A 17666-nucleotide genomic window follows, 5' to 3' on the forward strand; every position below is an offset into this window, starting at 1 on the left:
AGCTTTTATTTATATAAAATGTTCGCCATTTTTTGTACTTTTAGGACATACAATATGAAAATACCAGTTCTAAATATTAGTCAATTTAATGAATCTACACCTCTCAATGATGTGTATATAAATTCTTTTTCGAATCACATACAGCGTAATAAGGATTTAATTAATAAACCACATAGTCATAATTTCTATCTATGTGTGCTATTTACCGAAGGTACAGGTACACACGAAATTGATTTTAATTCTTATAGTATAAACCCTGGAAAGGTGTTTTTTTTAAAACCAGGACAAACACATTTTTGGAAATTTGAGACACAACCCCAAGGGTTTATCTTTTTTCATTCTCAAGAATTTTATGAACTAAAGTTTTTAGAACATAAGCTCCATTCATTTCCTTTTTTTTATTCGAATCAAAACCCTCCTTTTTTAGAATTAGCACCTAATAAGCTTAACGAATTAAATCTTAAATTTCAGGAAGTTTATACTGAATATTTACAAACGAATCTGTTAAGAAAGTTAAAAATAGTAAATTCACTAAATTACATTTATATAGAATTAACAAGGGCGTATACAGTTGATATCAATTTAGAAAAGCTTAATTCTCCAAACTATTCTAATATACTTGAAACTTTAGAGAATTTAATTGACACCCATTTTTATAAACAAAAATTACCCAAATTTTATGCGGATAAATTAAGCATAACCACCAAGCATTTGAATAGAGTAGTAAAAAAAACAATAAATAAAACGACAAGCCAATTAATTTCTGAAAGAATTATTCTAGAAGCAAAAAGATTGATTGTACATTCTCACGACAATTTAGCCAATATTGCATATACCCTCGAATTCTCGGACTATGCCTATTTTTCTAAGTTTTTTAAATTAAAAACAGGTATGACGCCTTTGGATTTTAGGAAAAAGTATTTTTGATGAAATTTTGATTATTTAAAAGTATTATACACAACAAAGTACTGTAGTAAAAAACAAGTAGAAATCACTTAATTTTTCACTAAGATATTACTACGTCCTTCATTGTATATGAACCCTAATTTTACGAGATAGCAAATGCCTGTTTTAATAGTTTATTACAAACTGCAAATAATGCTAGTTTTTTACTCTTTCTTTTGGCTACTACTCTACTTATCTTAATTATTTGTTTATAGCCTACTTTCAAAAATATTAGCGGATTTCTATTCAGTTATTATTTGTTAAATTAGTTGCATCGAACACGCAACGAAACATATACAAGATATTAGGTAACATTTTGACAAAACGGCTAATAAATGATAAAATTTTTCAGACACATTAGACTAAATTTACTTTCCGAAGGAAAAACTGGAAAGTATTTAAAATATGCCATTGGAGAAATTGTGCTTGTAGTTATCGGAATTTTAATTGCATTACAGATTAATAATTGGAATGAACAACGAAAAATTGAAAATTCTGAAATAGAGATTCTTAAAAATTTAGAAACTGAATTAAAGCACAACCTTGTAGAACTCAAAGAGATTAATAATCGTCATAAGAAAGGATTCGATGATGGTATTTATCTTTTAAATCTCTTTGGAACTAATATTTCTAATATTTCAGAATTTAATTTGGATTCTCTGGTGTCAAATGTCTTGAGCGGATATTCATTCGAAGCTAAAGATGGATACGTCAAATCATTGATTTCATCAAACAAAATAGACTACATACAAAATTCTGAATTGAAATCGTACATCTCATCTTTTGAATCTATGATTATAGATGCGAATCAAGAAGATGGATTTATAAGAAGACTATTAAACGAGCGTTTTTGGCCAGCAACAGATGGTAAAATAAACTGTCTGAATGGTTTAGCCACTACTGGCACATATGAAGAATTCCCAAAAGGTACCTACTCATCAGATTATGAATGGTTCTTCAGTAATCGTGAAATGGAGGATTTGTTTGCAAATATACTCGCTTGGAGAAAAGAGAATGTAGTAGATGAACAGCTTTTTATTGATAAAATGGAAAGAATGATTCAAATTATAAATAACAAATTAAAAGAAAAATAACGAAAGTAAACATAAGCCGTGTAAAAATAATTGCTTGGTTTTAAACATTTCACAAAAGGCCTCCCATGCCCAAAAGCGTGGCAGGTCGGATTTTCTCACGAAGCGTCGGGACGGTTGTTATTTACTAAATTAGAAGGTTCATATTCGCCACAAACCATAAACCAAATGATAGCAACAATTAAAACACAAATATGAAAAGAATATTTTTTATATTAATGATTGTTATTTTCTCTTCATCAATTTATGGTCAACTAGAGCAACCAACTGAAAAGAAATTGGATTCTTTGAAAACTAAACTCGAAACACTTTTTATGGAAGACCAACTTTTTAGAAGATTGTATCAAGATGCTGAAAAGAAATTTGGAAAAGATTCGGATGAAATGGAATACTTCTGGAAAGTTGTTGAAGAACAGGATAAAAGAATTGAAATAGAGTTTATTAAAATTCTTGAAAAATATGGATGGCTTGGTAGCAATCAAGTTGGTAGATTAGCAAATGGTGCTCTATTTAGTATAATCCAACACAGTTCAATAGAGACCAAAGAAAAGTATGCACCATTAATGAAAGAATCTGTTTTAAGAAAGGAATCACAACCAATGCACTATGCAAGATTGATGGACAGAATGCTTGTCAACGACAATAAACCTCAAATCTATGGTTCACAGACTACCAATGATAAAAATGGAAATGCAATTTTTTTCGAAATAGAAAAACCCGAATTTGTGAACAAGAGAAGAAAGGAAATTAACCTGGATGGAATTGAAAGTTTTGCAAAAGAAAGAAGTATCGAATGGAATATTACTCAAAAGGAAAAATAACTACTGCCGACAAGGACGTAGGTGCAACGCAAGTAAAATTAGTTACCTAGTTTTACACATTTACATACATTGCTAACACCAGTTCGCTACATTCGTGTCTCACGGATTACCCTCTAGTCTATTTTTGTTAAGCTAGGAACCTAGAATACGCAACAATCCAAATACATGACCGTTATACTTTACTATTACCCGTCCTGAAATAGGTATACACTAAAACCAATGTATATGTGTAAAAATGACAACGTAACTAGACGACGGTGCAATGAACCTTTTACATTAAAAAATTAGTCAAGAAATATGCCAGATAAAAAAGCAATAGAACGTCTAGAGAATGCAAACTTTAAAGAAAACGCACCTTACAGTAATAGTTTTCGTCTCAATGATAAAGGACAGATTGTCGATCTGAATATTTCAGGCGAAGACCTTTCTGAATTTTATTTCATCAACGAATTAACAAATTTGCAGACTTTAAGGTTACATCGCATTAAAACAAGCGATTTAAAAACTTTAGCAAATTTACCGAATTTAGCATGCATTGATTTTTCATATTGCAAGATTAAAGATTTTAAGATTTTGACAAGTCTACCAAATCTTTCCACATTGAAATTCATTGAAAATAAAATAATAAGTTTCACTTTTTTGGAAAAGCTCCCTAAATTGAAATCGCTGTCCATTCGTTATGAAGATAAGCTGAAGGATTTTGATTTTTTAGAAAAACTTAATCTTGAGTCGTTAACACTCGAAGGAGTATATATCAAAGATTTTGGCTTTTTAGAGCATCAAAAAGAGCTACAACACCTCGATTTGCCGATGAACAAAATTACGGAAGTGAATTTTTTAGATAATGTACCTCAATTAAAGCAACTGAACTTGTCGAGGAACAGCATCACTCAGGTGAAAATTTCAGACAGCTTACCACTTCTGAAAGAGCTCAATTTGTCAAGGAACAATTTCGAGGATGTGAGCTTTTTAGATCATTTACCCCAACTAACGACACTAGATCTATCTTATACCCCAATCTCTGATTCAAAACCATTCGAAGCCTTAACAAAACTGACCTCTTTAAACTTGGGAGTAACAAGTATTTCAGATTTTAATTTTTTGGGTAAACTGCATCTTGAATCCTTAATACTTAATGATGTTCATATTGAGACTTTTGAAGTTTATGAAAGTCTAAAAGGGCTTAAGCACCTCGATTTGTCGAGAAACGAAATCGAGGATATGACGTTTTTAGATTCCTTACCCGAGCTAACAACGCTTAATCTATCCCGGACTAAAATCACCAATTCATCACCATTAGCAGCCTTAACAAAGCTGACCACTTTGAACTTGGAAAGAACGCGAATTTCCGACTTTAGTTTTTTTGGGCAACTTCAGCTTGAATCCCTAATTCTCAAAAACACCAAAATTAAGACCTTTGAAGTTTTTGACAGTCTAAAAGGATTAAAACACTTAGATTTATCGGACAATAAAATCACAGACATAGAATTTTTAGAGGACTTGCCTCTTCTAATAACACTCGATCTTTCTTCGAATTCATTGAGCGATTCTCAACCATTAGCATCCTTAACAAGACTCACTTCTTTAATTTTAGAATCCACAGACATTGAAGACTTTAGTTTTATCAACAGCTTATTAAATCTCAGAAAGTTAGATCTTTCTTGTAATGACATAGAGGATATTAGGTTTTTAGAACCTTTAAACGAATTGCTGTTCTTAAATTTAAGCGACAATGAAATTACAGATTTGGCTCCATTGGCGAAGCTCACTTTGTTGAACAATTTAAATCTTGAAACCAATGAAATAACAAGCGTAAAAGCCTTAAAAGATTTAAGTCGTCTTACCGAATTGGATTTATCATCGAATGAGATCTCAGACGGTACAGGATTAGAAGATAAAACACATTTAATTGATTTAAATTTGAGCTATAATGAGATTGAGGATATTTCCTTTCTTCAACATTCTATAGATCTAACCTATCTTAATTTAAATAAAAATAAAATCTCAAATTTGGAGCCGATCGAAAATATGGATGGGCTCTATTCACTTCGTCTAAATGACAACGAAATTAAAAACATTGACGCTTTAGGAAAATTGGTAGAACTAGAAATTCTTACGCTTAATAATAACAAAATCGTAGACATTAAGCCACTTGAAAACCTCCCAAAATTGCGTGATTTAGAATACGAGGGGAATAATATTCCAATTAAAAAAGAGATAATAACTGATACTGATCTTTCTAGATACAAGGAATGTTATCTAAAATTCCAAGCATTAGAAGAAAAACCACAAGGGATGACTTGTGAAATTGGCGATCCATTAGAATTTGGCGACATGACTTTTCGTTTAGATGAATTTGATTCTTTTTACGATATGCTAGAGATGCTTGAAATGAAGAATTTTGATGAAGAATTATTGGTAAAATTCCCACAATACGTCGCCTTAGCTGCTGTTGATTTAGAACGGGTTAAATTTATCGATTCCATCTGTGAATATGTATTGTTTGTGGATACAAGTTCCCCTAAATATCCCGTTGTAATTTTCGATTATACGACCCAGTTTGATGTTGTTTATGAAACCTTTGAAGAATTTTACAATGAGTTAAGAATTTACGAATAAAGCAAAAGATGTGTATTGGTTTTCAGTTATAAAAAACGTCATTCAAGCACATTCGTCATGCGTTTTTAAGATTTATTCTTGTGACTCATTTACTCTGATACAAAGGAGGTATTATTCAACAAAACTAAAGTCATCTACAGAATAAATGTTATACCCAAAGACTTCTCAAAGAAAGTGTAACATGAGATAAATGTAACCTAAGTTACATTTATTTAAAATACTAATCGTACATTTACGATAGTAAATGTTAAATGAGCCCTATTGGATGAGTTGGTATTAAAAGTATTGTTTATTGATAACTAATTTTAACCGATAAAACCAATAAACAGAATCAGATGAAAAGAAGTTTAGAACCTATAGAATACAAAGAAAACACAGAAGCTTTAGCCAGATTTGCTAAAGCTTTGGGACATCCAACACGTATTGCTATTTTAAAACATCTTGAAAGCCAATCTTGTTGTTTCACTGGAGATTTGGTTGAAGTATTTCCTTTGGCACAATCTACAATTTCTCAACATCTCAAAGAATTAAAAAATGCGGGTCTAATTCAAGGAGAATTAAAACCGCCCAAAATAAAGTACTGTATCGATCAAGAAAATTGGAAGATTGCAAAAACATTATTCCAACAATTTTTTGATTGATATTTTTTTAATAATCACATCGCTTATTTGCGATAAACAAATTTAAATATTATGAGTAAAGTAATTAAGGTTTTAGGTACGGGTTGTCCAAAATGTCAATCAATGACACGTGTTGTTAAAGATGTTATTTCAGAAAACAATATTGATGCTACTCTAGAAAAAGTTGAAGATATCATGGAAATCATGAAATACAGCGTAATGAGTACACCCGCATTAGTAATTGATGATGTTATTACAATAAAAGGTAGAATACCCTCTAAAGATGAAGTATTGGAGCTATTAAAATCATAAATTTTATGTTATGAATTATCAAATCAAAGCGTCTTCTATCTCAAATGAAGATGCTGTTATTCATATAAAAGAATCAAATATAGATTTCGGCACCACGTTAAAAACTGCTGAAACCTTGCCAAATCCTGCTGAATTATTCTTGGGTTCATTTGCCGCTTGTATGCTTAAAAACGTGGAACGATTTTCAGCTATGATGAAATTCTCCTATTCAAAAGCAACACTTAAGGTAAACGCTACACGTCTTGAACATCCGCCAAGAATGGACCATATCATTTACCATTTAACAATCTACAGTAACGATAAAAAGTTGAACACCGAATTGTTAAAAAAGAACATTGAAAAATTCGGTACCATCTACAACACCGTAAAATTATCTTGTACCATTTCGGGGACTATCAATACAATTGAAAATGTTTGATTGGATACAACATATAGCAGATTGGTTTGTTTATGATATTTTGAACTTGAATAAAGGACAACATTTAGCAGAAGCTCTCAATTTCTTTATTTACGACACCACCAAAATTTTAATTTTACTTTTTGTTATAATTTTTTTTATGGGAATAGTCAATAGTTACTTTCCTATAGACAAGGTTAAAAATTATCTCTCAAGAAATAAATTATACGGATTAGAATATCTTATGGCGAGTCTTTTTGGTGTAGTTACACCTTTTTGTTCATGCTCATCAGTCCCTTTATTTATAGGTTTTGTTAGAGGAGGAATACCACTGGGTGTTACTTTTGCATTTCTTATTACTTCACCCTTAGTGAACGAAGTTGCAATAGGACTTTTTGTTGGGTTATTCGGACTTAAAACCACTATTATTTATGTGGTCAGTGGTATTTTGTTAGGAACCATTTCTGGAGTAATTCTTCAAAAATTAAAATTGGAATCCTATTTAACACCTTGGGTAAAAGAAGTATTGGCAAACGCACAAAAAGATCAAGATACTTTTATCGCAGAAAAACAAACCTTAAATCAACGATTGCCCGTTATTTGGGATGAAGTATTGAAAATCCTTAAAGGTGTTATTCCCTATGTCATTGTAGGAATAGCTATTGGTGGTTTAATGCACGGCTATATTCCTGAAGGATTTTTTGAACAGTACATGGCCAAGGACAATCTATTGGCTGTACCAATTGCTACCCTATTAGCCGTACCCATGTACTCTAACGCCTCAGGTATATTACCAGTTGCCCAGGTTTTAGTAGCTAAAGGAATTCCTTTAGGCACTGCCATTGCTTTTATGATGGGTGTTGTTGGGCTATCATTACCAGAAGCGATGCTTTTAAAGAAAGTAATGACCTTCAAACTCATTGCCATCTTTTTTGGTGTTGTAACACTTTGCATTATCATTTCAGGATATTTATTCAACATATTATTATAAACCATAAATCAATAAAAATGAAAATCATCAAAATTTTAACCATTTTCACTATCGGATTAATGCTAACCGCCTGTAATGGACAAAGCAAAAACACCGATCAATCATTAGACCAATCCATTTCCAAAATAGAAGTGTTAGACTTCCACTCTACTCATAGATGTATGACCTGTAAAGCCATTGAAGCGAACACAAAATATACCTTAGACACTTATTTCACTAAACAGCTAAAAGCGAACCAAATTACATTTCAAGTAATTGATGTAGATAAAGAGGAGAATGAAAAAATTGCTGAAAAATTTGAGGCCTCAGGAACGGCTTTAATTCTTAATGTGATAAAAAATGGTAAAGAAAAACAAATTGATTTAACAGAATTTGCCTTTATGGAAGGAAATGACAAAGATGCTTTTTCTAAAGAATTAAAAACAAAAATTGATACGGAGCTAAAAACATTCTAAATGGAGTTTCTACAATCTCTTTTAGAGAATTACAACATCCCCATATTATCAGCATTTATACTCGGACTAATGACAGCCATTAGTCCATGTCCTTTAGCAACTAATATAACCGCTACAGCATTTATTTCTAAAAATATTTCTAGCAAACGGAAAGTTTTTTTAAGCGGATTATTATACTCTTTAGGAAGGGGATTTAGTTATACTGTGATTGGATTAATTTTATATTTTGGTGCAAGTAAATTTCATATAGCTCGTTTTTTCAATCAGAACGGAGAAAAATATTTAGGACCATTATTGATCATCATCGGTTTGATAATGCTTAACGTTATTAAACTCAATTTCTTGGGGAAATTGAACTTTCAAGAAAAACTATCCGATAAATTCAAGGATAAAGGTTTATTGGGTTCATTTCTGATAGGTGTAATTTTCGCGTTAGCCTTTTGTCCCTATAGCGGAGCTTTGTTTTTTGGTATGTTAATCCCAATGACCATTGCCTCTACAGAAGGACTCTATTTGCCTATAATATTTGCATTCGGAACAGGTTTACCAGTAATTTTATTCACCTATTTATTAGCATTTACCGCAGGTAAAGTTGGTATATTTTATAATAAAATTACAAAAATTGAAAAAGTAATGAGAACAGTTGCTGGTGGCGTTTTTATATTGACTGGATTGTATTACGTTTCCATTTTCACTGGAATATTGGAATAGATAAAGACTAAAAAGACATTTACATTTACACCAATCTACAAAAGTCTTAAAGGAACTTTTAAATTTTGATTTAACAATAAAATGCTGATACTAATAAAAGACCATTCGCTACGTTAATAAGTACACTACAGAATTGTATTTTTTAAATAAACCCAGTAAAAAAATGACTTGGAAAAACACTTTTACTACATTAGTTGTAGCACTTTCTACTTTAATTTTAATACAAATAGGTATCATAGTTCAATATGGATTTGGAACTATATTGAATCCCTTTGGGATAATAGGCTTTGCCGGTTTAATTATTTATTTCATTTACATTTATTTTTTAAACAAAGCATTTGAGGAAAATAAACATAATAATAATCTTAAAAACTTAGAGTATGCTAGCTATGTATTTATAGCATTAAATATAATTCCTATTGTTAGAAGTCTTTTTTTTATTACGCTAAGTTATCAAACTTTTAAAGTTACTATATGGTTAATTCCAATGCTAATAAACATATTAACTATAGGCTTGCTAATTCATTCTTTTCTTCTTAGAAAAAAGACATTTGGCCGTTTTCTGAAAATTAAAAATGACGAATTAGTTTATGACTTAGAATCTTTAAAACATAAATCTTTTGAAACAGACAAGCAAAGATTAGAAGTATGTAAATTATGTACAAACAGAACCTTTGATAAAAATGTTGGAATGGTATGTTCTTTAACTCACGTTAAACCAACTTTTAAGAGCATGTGTACTGATTTCAATTTAGATACTAAAGAATACCAAAAACGAGTTAATGAAGTCATCGAGAATGGTAAAAATTCAAAGAAGAAATCGGTTTGGGCATATATTATAACTGCAATTATTGTTATTAGAATCATTATTAGGATAATACAAAGTAGTTAATATCGTATTTTTTTTACAACTCACCTTGAGCATTAGAAATACACCATACACCGAGAACTTTTATAAAGTGCAGCCTACTTTTAGTACACTAAAAAATAGTGCACTAGCTGCATGATCCTCTTTTTCTTATCCAACAAGAGTCTACTTTAGTTTCTATTTGCTAAATTAGTAACTTACAAAAAGATTTATTGTACCTAAAAACTTTGTAATGTATTTAGGTGCAAAAAAGTAATATGAAATACTGGATATGAAAAACTTATACATTTATGCAATAGTAACAATTGTAACTGCCCAATTTTCATATGCTCAAAATTTAGAGAAAAGCTTTAAATGGCCTGAAAATAAAAAGGCTGCTGTCAGTTTAACTTTTGATGATGGTCAAGATTCTCATCTAGATAATGCCATACCATTACTAGACTCACTAAATGTTAAAGCAACTTTTTACTGTCCCGGAAATTCAGAATCTTTACATAACCGTACTTCTGAATGGAAAAAGATTGTTGAAAACGGGCATGAACTTGGTAATCATTCTCTCTTTCATCCCTGTGACGGTACCATACATGATTGGGTTAAACCTGAATACGACTTAAACAGATATACAAAAGCACAAATACGAACGGAATTATATACTGCTAACACATTGCTTAAAGCGATTGATGGAAAAATAAATAGAACGTATGCTTATCCCTGCTCAAACTTTAAAGTACAAGGTGACACTACCTATGTTGACGTAGTTAAGAAACTATTTTCAGCAGCAAGAAGTGATGGTCCAATACCAACCACTATGGAAAATATTGACATTAATTATATGCCAAGTTGGGATGTAAACAATAATACTGGTAAAGAACTAATTGCTTATGTAAAAGAGGCAAGAGATAATGGAACCATAGCCACATTTATGTTTCATAGTGTTGGAGGTGGTTATTTAAACGTTTCTACAGAAGCATTACAAGAGTTATTAATTTATCTTAAAGCCAACGAGAAAGATTATTGGGTAGATACCTTCTATAATATTACCCATTACATCAAGATGACATTAGACGCAACTGAATAAACTCGTATTAACCTTTGGGTTATTCGTCATCACTTTTAGCTTGTGTTACCTCTCTAAATGTAGGCAAAGCTTCACTAATACTGCCCACACCCTTTTTATTAACTTTAAAGGTTACATCCTTTGTTGTAGTAAACAATAGTACAGACATAAAAGATTTTCTGATATGCGATTTCACAACTTCATGGGCTTGTTCTAATGTAAGCTCATCTTCTTTATCTTCGGTATCTCTAGATCTATAGCGTAATTTTAGTAAGACCTTAAAGCCATCTTTCGAATAAATTGGTCTTAAAAATATATTTCTCAAATTAGGTTTACCAATAGTTTTAGCCATAGTTAACTTAGCAAAACGGCCATCTTGGACACTTTCTTTTACTTGTTCCCAGAAAAGAACAAACACATCTTGGTAGGGCATAATTTAAAGATTTTTTCGGAAGTATTTCGTTATATCAAAAGTAATACTAATTATTGAATTCATATATTAGAATCTATCTACATTACTCCGGTATCTGGATAATTAGCAATTAACAATAGTCAACAAACACTAAAAAAAGCTTATAAATTCGTTTTTAACAATAAAATACATCCTCAAACTATGAGGGTTACTAAGTGCAAAATTTAGCATATTTTTGTATTAATCAGGTCATGCATTTTTATCATTTTCGTTGTGATAATTTGACAACATAAAAATCAACAACTAATAAAAGACAATTAAATAATATGGAAATGACTCTAGAATATTGGAACAGCCTGGCAAATCAGCTCATTTTAATTAGTGCTTTGCTAAGTGGATTTTCCATTGCAATAGTTGCCAACCTTATCGTTTCCGATAAATCTGATAAACTAAGTAATAGACTGTTAAGAACGGCAACAGTATCGGCTGCTTGCTTTCTCGTAAGTGTTTTTGCAATGACTAAAATTTCAATGATTACAACACCAGGAGGATACCTAAAAAATGTGACTTCGAGTGACTTCATATTGCCAAGAATTATTGGAATGATATGCTTTATGCTAGGTTTATTCGCTCTAACAACTTTAATTGCACTTTCAGGCTGGACAAAATCAAGAAAGGCCGGAATATTTTCAACAGTTATAGGAGTTATCACCCTTCTATTAATTTTAATAACATTGACTGATTTTCATGCCAGTTGAGTTTAAAACCAATGCTAAAAATTATTAATTATCGATATGCAAAACGAATTTTCTATATATAACTATTCTTTAACCCATTTTTTTTAATTAACGGGAAAACTATTACAATGAAAATTCAATACACTACAATTGTTGGCAATATACTTCATGGAAAAGTCAAACGGTTTAACACCTGTAACTTCTTATAAATATAGTTATGAAAAAAACACCCATCATTAAAATAGCCTTGCTTTGCATGCTATTATACTCATTTTCTAAATCAAAGAACGACAACGATATTATAGCCAAAAATGAAAAAGTAACATTGGCGGGTACCGGATTTAAATTTACCGAAGGTCCTGCTGTAAATTCAAAGGGTCAGGTTTATTTTACAGATCAACCCAATGACAAAATTCATATTTGGGATCAAAAAAAAGGTATTTCACTTTATTTAGAAGGTACAAGAAGATCAAACGGAATGTACTTTAATGCAAAACAACAATTGGTTTCATGTGCCGATGAAAACAATCAATTGGTCTATTTTGACGAAAACAAAAAACTTCATGTAATACATGAAAATTATAAAGGCAAACACCTAAACGCTCCCAATGACTTATGGATTGCCCCTAATGGTGGCATCTATTTCACTGATCCTTATTATCACAGAGAATGGTGGAATAAAAATCATATTGAGCTTCAAGATACACATGGTGTCTATTATTTGAATTCAAATGGAAAAATATCTCGAGTTATTAATGACTTTAAAAAGCCCAATGGAATTATAGGTACACCTGATGGCAAAACAATCTACGTTGCGGATATTGAAGACAACAAAATATGGAAATACACTATTGAACCGGATGGTAATTTAAGCAATAAAACCTTTTTCGCACCTCATGGTAGTGATGGGATGACCATTGACAATAAGGGAAACGTATATTTAACTTCAGAAAAAATATGGGTATATAATTCAAAAGGTGATCTTATTAAAGAAATTGAAACTCCAGAAAAACCGAGTAATCTCTGTTTTGGCGGAAAGAAAAGAAACCTACTTTTTATTACAGCACGGACTTCCGTATATACACTAAAAATGAAAGTAAAAGGTGTTCATTAATAACAACGCCACCAAAACACTGCAGCACCACTATTAATATGACATATTTCACATTAAAGCCTACCTAAACATTCACCAATTTTCTTGGCTAATAAGGTATTAAAAGGGTAACTTAATAGATTCTGGATCAATAAAATCTTTGGTATAAGGATTTTCAAGAAAACTAAGTCGTGGCTTTTGAAATTGAAGAATATCCTCTTTTTCAATACCGTAAACTTGCCAATAATTAGAGAGTAATTGGGCAAATATATCCTCATCCCAAAGACCGAAAACTGGAGGCTTATCAGCGGTTTTAACTTCTATAATAATTCCACTGTCTTGGCTCTCAATATTATATTCTGGTTTGTACTGTAAAATATAATCTGAATAATGAAACCTTGCATACAACTCTTCAAACTGAACGGGATGTAAAACGTGACCTTCAATTTTATCTAGTAACTCTTTCTGTTTCTCACCAATTACTCCGTTATCTTGTAAACATGCAACAAAACCAAAACCATTGACACCAAACGAGAACATTAAATTTATAGCATCGTCGCGATAGCTAAAAATATCAGAAGAATATTTAAGTGGAAACACAGCTATACTCCAAGGTTTTTTCCCTTTAAAAGAAATTGGTTCTATTAAAGATTGTAGCATTAAATGGAAGTAACCAAAGCGTTTTCTAAGGGTCTGTGAAAGTTTAAAGTCTTCACCTTTCTTTAGCAGTCTATCTCTTTCATACACCATTTCGTAGTATAACAGACCATAAACCATTCTACCCGTCCATTGAAAAAGCAACTCTTGATCGAGTTCCTCCATTCCTTCAAAACCTTTTTTAAATGCAGCCTGAACTTTTACATCCAGCTCCTCAAAAGCTTTTTTTACGTCTGCTGAACATGGTAATTTAAGATCTGCATAGGTATACGCCTTACTTTTATCCATCATCTCAATTCTTTCATCTCCAAATTTAAAATGATCCATCAGCCATTCTGGAAAAACGGTAATATTTTCATTTGTCAAGTCTCCAGAAAGGAAGCAAAAATGTTCGTCAAAAATTAAATCTTTAAAAGGGTTAAAAAGTGATTGGGACATAGATATTCGAAAAATTAAGATTGATTTTATTTTGCAAATATAGTTATAAACCATTATTTACTTTGCTCAATACACACAGATATTATACTTATAAAAAATAGCTAAAACACGCACTTATTTCAGTACTATTTTAAACAAAAAACCCGCTTAAATTTTAAATAAGCAGGTTTTATTTTTTCTATATCAATAATTAAGCAATAAATACTACTTTGTTACCTTTAACACATCCTCAATAATTTTCTCTAATTGCTCTTTAGGTAAAGCTCCTTGTGCCATTTGTGGTTGGCCTTCTGCTGGACAAAATAGCATCGATGGAATACTTCTTATTGCAAAAGCAGCAGAAAGTTCTTGTTCTTTTTCAGTATCTACCTTATAAATATTTATTTTACCTCCGTATTCTTCACTCAATGCTTCCAACACAGGAGCAATCGCTTTACACGGTCCACACCAATCTGCATAAAAATCTATAATACAAGGCACATCACCCTCAAACGTCCATTCTTTGTTTTTTTCGAAATTAAAAACTTTTTCTAGAAAAGTCTCTTTCGTTAATAATTCTGTCATATTTTCTCTTTTTAATGAAACTCGATTTTTGAGAATTCTGACTTTTTGCAGAAGAACTCAACATCGAAAGTTGAACTAATCCTACTCTTTCAGCGGGATCATTAACTCATTTCTGTTATGTACTATTAAACACAATAACTATTCCGTTATTTTAATAAGACAAATTGACATATTTTAGATTAAAACACTGCAACTTAAGTTACAATTGTTAGTATTTTTAAGTTTTATCGTCTAAACCAGCTAACCTACTAAAATAGTTTATTATGAATTCAAAAGTAACACTCGTATTAAGAATACTATTAGGATTAATTCTTATCATTTTCGGTGCTAATAAATTTTATCCCTTTATGCCAGCTCCAACAGAAATGTCTGAAGGAGCCATGAATTTTATGGGAGCCCTAGGCAAAAGTGGCTATATGTTTCCACTTATTGGTGGTGTTGAAGTTATCGTTGGTCTTTTACTACTCTTAAAAAAATGGGTGCCTTTTGCATTGATTTTATTAGCTCCTGTGGCTGTAAATATGGTTTTATTTCACCTTGTTCTTGAACCGGGTAGTACGGCTCCGGCATTAGTGGTACTTGTTATAAATGCCATCCTTATTTATGCCAATTGGGACAAATTCAAAACATTATTTAACTAGTTAAATAAACAATAAATGGTTATAAGCATATCTTTAAGGATATGCTTTTTTTATGTATTTTTGTTAGACTCAAATAAAAATTTCATCTCATGAAAAAATATCCATTTTTTATCTTAATTGCCCTACTAATAATGTCTTGTAAAACCGAAAACACCATTGAAGAACAAACTGCATTGTCCTATCCTGAAACCAAAAAAGTAGATACGGTAACCAATTATTTTGGTACTGATATTAAAGATCCATACAGATGGTTAGAAGATGATATGTCTGATGAAACCGGACAATGGGTAGAAGCTCAAAACAAAGTAACTTTTGACTATTTAGATAAAATTCCTTATCGGGAAGAGCTTAAAAAACGATTAGAAAAATTATGGAATTATGAAAAAGTAGGCTCGCCTTTTAAAGAAGGTGATTACACCTATTTTTATAAAAATGACGGATTACAAAATCAATATGTAGTGTATCGTCAAAAAGGAGATACTGAACCTGAAGTCTTTTTAGATCCTAATACATTTTCAGATGACGGTACCACTTCTTTAGCAGGATTATCTTTTTCTAAAAATGGAAAATTGGCTGCCTATTCTATTTCAGAAGGAGGCTCTGACTGGCGTAAAGTAATTTTAATAGACGCCATTACTAAAGATATTAAAGAGGATACGTTAATTGATGTAAAATTTAGTGGTGTTTCTTGGAAAGGAAATGAAGGTTTTTATTATTCAAGTTATGACAAACCTAAAGGAAGTGAATTGTCTGCAAAAACAGATCAACACAAATTGTTTTATCACAAATTAGGGACTTCTCAAAAAGAGGATGCACTTATTTTTGGCGGTACAGCAGCAGAAAAAAACAGATATGTTGGCGGTAGCGTTACTGAAGATGATCGATATTTAATTATTTCAGCTTCTACGTCTACCTCTGGAAACAAGCTTTTCATCAAAGACTTACAAGACAAAACGAATACACTTAAAACTGTTGTAGACAATTACGATAGTGACACTTACGTTATTGAAAACGTTGGGAGCAAATTATATATTGTAACCAATAGAAATGCTCCAAATCAAAAAATTGTAACCGTTGATGCAGCAAACCCTACCCCTGAAAATTGGAAAGATTTTATTCCTGAAACGGAGAATGTTTTAAGTCCAAGTACTGGTGCTGGATATTTTTATACAACGTACATGGTAGATGCGGTTTCTAAAGTTATGCAATACGATATGGATGGTAAATTAATCCGTGAAGTGAAACTACCTGGAGTTGGTTCAGCAGGTGGTTTTGGTGGTAAAAAAGAGGCTAAAGAATTGTATTTTTCTTTTACCAATTACATCACTCCTGGTACTATTTATAAATTAGATCCTAAAAGTGGGGCTTATGAAGTTTATAAGAAACCGGAAATTATTGGTTACGACAGTAGTAATTTCGAATCTAAACAAGTGTTTTACACTTCGAAAGATGGAACAAAAGTACCTATGATTATTACGCACAAAAAAGGTTTAAAATTAGATGGTAAAAACCCAACTATTCTTTATGGATATGGTGGATTTAACATTAGCCTTACCCCAAGTTTTAGCATTGCCAATGCGGTTTGGCTAGAACAAGGTGGCGTGTATGCTGTACCTAATTTACGTGGTGGTGGAGAATATGGAAAAGCTTGGCACGACGCCGGAACACAACAGAAAAAGCAAAATGTATTTGATGATTTTATCGCAGCCGCAGAATATTTAATTGCTCAAAAATATACATCTTCAGACTATTTGGCCATCCGAGGTGGTTCTAATGGCGGACTACTAGTTGGGGCAACAATGACGCAACGACCTGATTTAATGAAAGTAGCCTTACCTGCTGTTGGTGTATTAGACATGTTACGTTATCATACCTTTACTGCTGGTGCAGGATGGGCCTATGATTACGGAACTGCGGACCAAAGCAAAGAAATGTTTGAATATTTAAAAGGATATTCACCAGTACATAATGTAAAAGAAGGTGTTCAGTACCCTGCAACATTGGTAACCACTGGAGATCATGATGATAGAGTTGTACCTGCACATAGTTTCAAATTTGCAGCTGAATTACAAGATAAGCAATCAGGTAATAATCCTACGTTGATTAGAATTGAAACCAATGCTGGTCACGGAGCAGGAACGCCCGTGGCAAAAACAATTGAGCAATATGCTGATATTTTTGGGTTTACACTTTACAATATGGGCATTACAGAATTAAAAAGCGATTTTAAAGATTAA

General features: G+C 31.7%; 19 protein-coding genes and 1 pseudogene. 15 read left to right on the top strand and 5 right to left on the bottom strand.

The window, feature by feature from the left end; genetic code table 11:
• The first annotated feature begins 54 nt into the window (after window positions 1-54).
• Entirely contained in the window at window positions 55-927 is an 873-nt protein-coding gene (locus JBL43_RS04160; protein WP_198840216.1) for an AraC family transcriptional regulator, read from the top strand.
• Window positions 928-995: 68 nt separating this feature from the next.
• Here the strand turns inward: JBL43_RS04160 and JBL43_RS20220 are convergent.
• Window positions 996-1135: pseudogene (locus JBL43_RS20220) on the bottom strand (IS110 family transposase); the annotation flags it as partial.
• 145 nt (window positions 1136-1280) lie between these two features.
• Here JBL43_RS20220 and JBL43_RS04165 point away from each other — a divergent pair.
• The 11 genes from JBL43_RS04165 (at window position 1281) to JBL43_RS04215 (ending at window position 10908) form a co-directional block, all read left to right on the top strand.
• Complete coding sequence (locus JBL43_RS04165; protein ID WP_198840560.1) at window positions 1281-2039, top strand: DUF6090 family protein; 759 nt, start codon at window positions 1281-1283, stop codon at window positions 2037-2039.
• A gap of 191 nt (window positions 2040-2230) precedes the next feature.
• On the top strand, window positions 2231-2857 hold the full coding sequence (locus JBL43_RS04170) for a DUF6624 domain-containing protein (RefSeq protein WP_198840217.1): 627 nt from the start codon (window positions 2231-2233) through the stop codon (window positions 2855-2857).
• Between the two features lie 297 nt (window positions 2858-3154).
• Entirely contained in the window at window positions 3155-5476 is a 2322-nt protein-coding gene (locus tag JBL43_RS04175; RefSeq protein WP_198840218.1) for a leucine-rich repeat domain-containing protein, read from the top strand.
• Window positions 5477-5811: 335 nt separating this feature from the next.
• On the top strand, window positions 5812-6117 hold the full coding sequence (locus JBL43_RS04180) for an ArsR/SmtB family transcription factor (RefSeq protein WP_198840219.1): 306 nt from the start codon (window positions 5812-5814) through the stop codon (window positions 6115-6117).
• 51 nt (window positions 6118-6168) lie between these two features.
• Window positions 6169-6408 carry a thioredoxin family protein gene (locus tag JBL43_RS04185; RefSeq protein ID WP_198840220.1) on the top strand — a complete coding sequence of 80 codons (240 nt, stop codon included), beginning with the start codon at window positions 6169-6171 and terminating at the stop codon, window positions 6406-6408.
• Window positions 6409-6418: 10 nt separating this feature from the next.
• Window positions 6419-6826 carry an OsmC family protein gene (locus JBL43_RS04190; RefSeq protein ID WP_198840221.1) on the top strand — a complete coding sequence of 136 codons (408 nt, stop codon included), beginning with the start codon at window positions 6419-6421 and terminating at the stop codon, window positions 6824-6826.
• Complete coding sequence (locus JBL43_RS04195) at window positions 6819-7796, top strand: permease (protein WP_198840222.1); 978 nt, start codon at window positions 6819-6821, stop codon at window positions 7794-7796. Before JBL43_RS04190 ends, JBL43_RS04195 begins: the two co-directional genes overlap by 8 nt.
• A gap of 17 nt (window positions 7797-7813) precedes the next feature.
• Window positions 7814-8251, top strand: coding sequence for a nitrophenyl compound nitroreductase subunit ArsF family protein (locus JBL43_RS04200; protein ID WP_198840223.1), 438 nt, complete (start codon window positions 7814-7816; stop codon window positions 8249-8251).
• A complete protein-coding gene (locus JBL43_RS04205) occupies window positions 8252-8962 on the top strand; it encodes an aromatic aminobenezylarsenical efflux permease ArsG family transporter (RefSeq protein WP_198840224.1) in 711 nt (236 codons plus the stop codon).
• A 163-nt stretch (window positions 8963-9125) separates the two neighbouring features.
• Entirely contained in the window at window positions 9126-9854 is a 729-nt protein-coding gene (locus tag JBL43_RS04210) for a hypothetical protein (protein WP_198840225.1), read from the top strand.
• 247 nt (window positions 9855-10101) lie between these two features.
• Window positions 10102-10908 (top strand): polysaccharide deacetylase family protein, encoded by an 807-nt coding sequence (locus JBL43_RS04215; protein ID WP_198840226.1) that lies wholly within the window; start codon window positions 10102-10104, stop codon window positions 10906-10908.
• Between the two features lie 19 nt (window positions 10909-10927).
• On the opposite strand, the gene JBL43_RS04220 is transcribed toward JBL43_RS04215, so the two are convergent.
• The gene (locus JBL43_RS04220) at window positions 10928-11320 is read right to left on the bottom strand and encodes a hypothetical protein (RefSeq protein WP_198840227.1); all 393 of its coding nucleotides are present in this window, start codon (window positions 11318-11320) and stop codon (window positions 10928-10930) included.
• Between the two features lie 343 nt (window positions 11321-11663).
• Entirely contained in the window at window positions 11664-12011 is a 348-nt protein-coding gene (locus JBL43_RS04225; protein ID WP_198840228.1) for a hypothetical protein, read from the bottom strand.
• A 242-nt stretch (window positions 12012-12253) separates the two neighbouring features.
• On the opposite strand from JBL43_RS04225, the gene JBL43_RS04230 reads away from it, so the two are divergent.
• Window positions 12254-13150 (top strand): SMP-30/gluconolactonase/LRE family protein, encoded by an 897-nt coding sequence (locus JBL43_RS04230; protein ID WP_233098687.1) that lies wholly within the window; start codon window positions 12254-12256, stop codon window positions 13148-13150.
• 99 nt (window positions 13151-13249) lie between these two features.
• Here the strand turns inward: JBL43_RS04230 and JBL43_RS04235 are convergent, their stop codons facing one another.
• Together JBL43_RS04235 and trxA are read right to left on the bottom strand one after the other, a co-directional pair.
• Window positions 13250-14224 carry a hypothetical protein gene (locus JBL43_RS04235; RefSeq protein WP_198840229.1) on the bottom strand — a complete coding sequence of 325 codons (975 nt, stop codon included), beginning with the start codon at window positions 14222-14224 and terminating at the stop codon, window positions 13250-13252.
• A gap of 204 nt (window positions 14225-14428) precedes the next feature.
• Window positions 14429-14788, bottom strand: coding sequence for a thioredoxin (trxA, locus tag JBL43_RS04240; protein WP_117882225.1), 360 nt, complete (start codon window positions 14786-14788; stop codon window positions 14429-14431).
• Between the two features lie 263 nt (window positions 14789-15051).
• On the opposite strand from trxA, the gene JBL43_RS04245 reads away from it, so the two are divergent.
• Entirely contained in the window at window positions 15052-15429 is a 378-nt protein-coding gene (locus JBL43_RS04245) for a DoxX family membrane protein (RefSeq protein ID WP_198840230.1), read from the top strand.
• Between the two features lie 89 nt (window positions 15430-15518).
• Window positions 15519-17666 (top strand): prolyl oligopeptidase family serine peptidase, encoded by a 2148-nt coding sequence (locus JBL43_RS04250; protein ID WP_198840231.1) that lies wholly within the window; start codon window positions 15519-15521, stop codon window positions 17664-17666.

Origin of the sequence: Aureibaculum flavum, from assembly GCF_016406085.1 — a bacterium.
In the GTDB taxonomy this organism is placed as follows: Bacteria; Bacteroidota; Bacteroidia; order Flavobacteriales; family Flavobacteriaceae; genus Aureibaculum; species Aureibaculum flavum.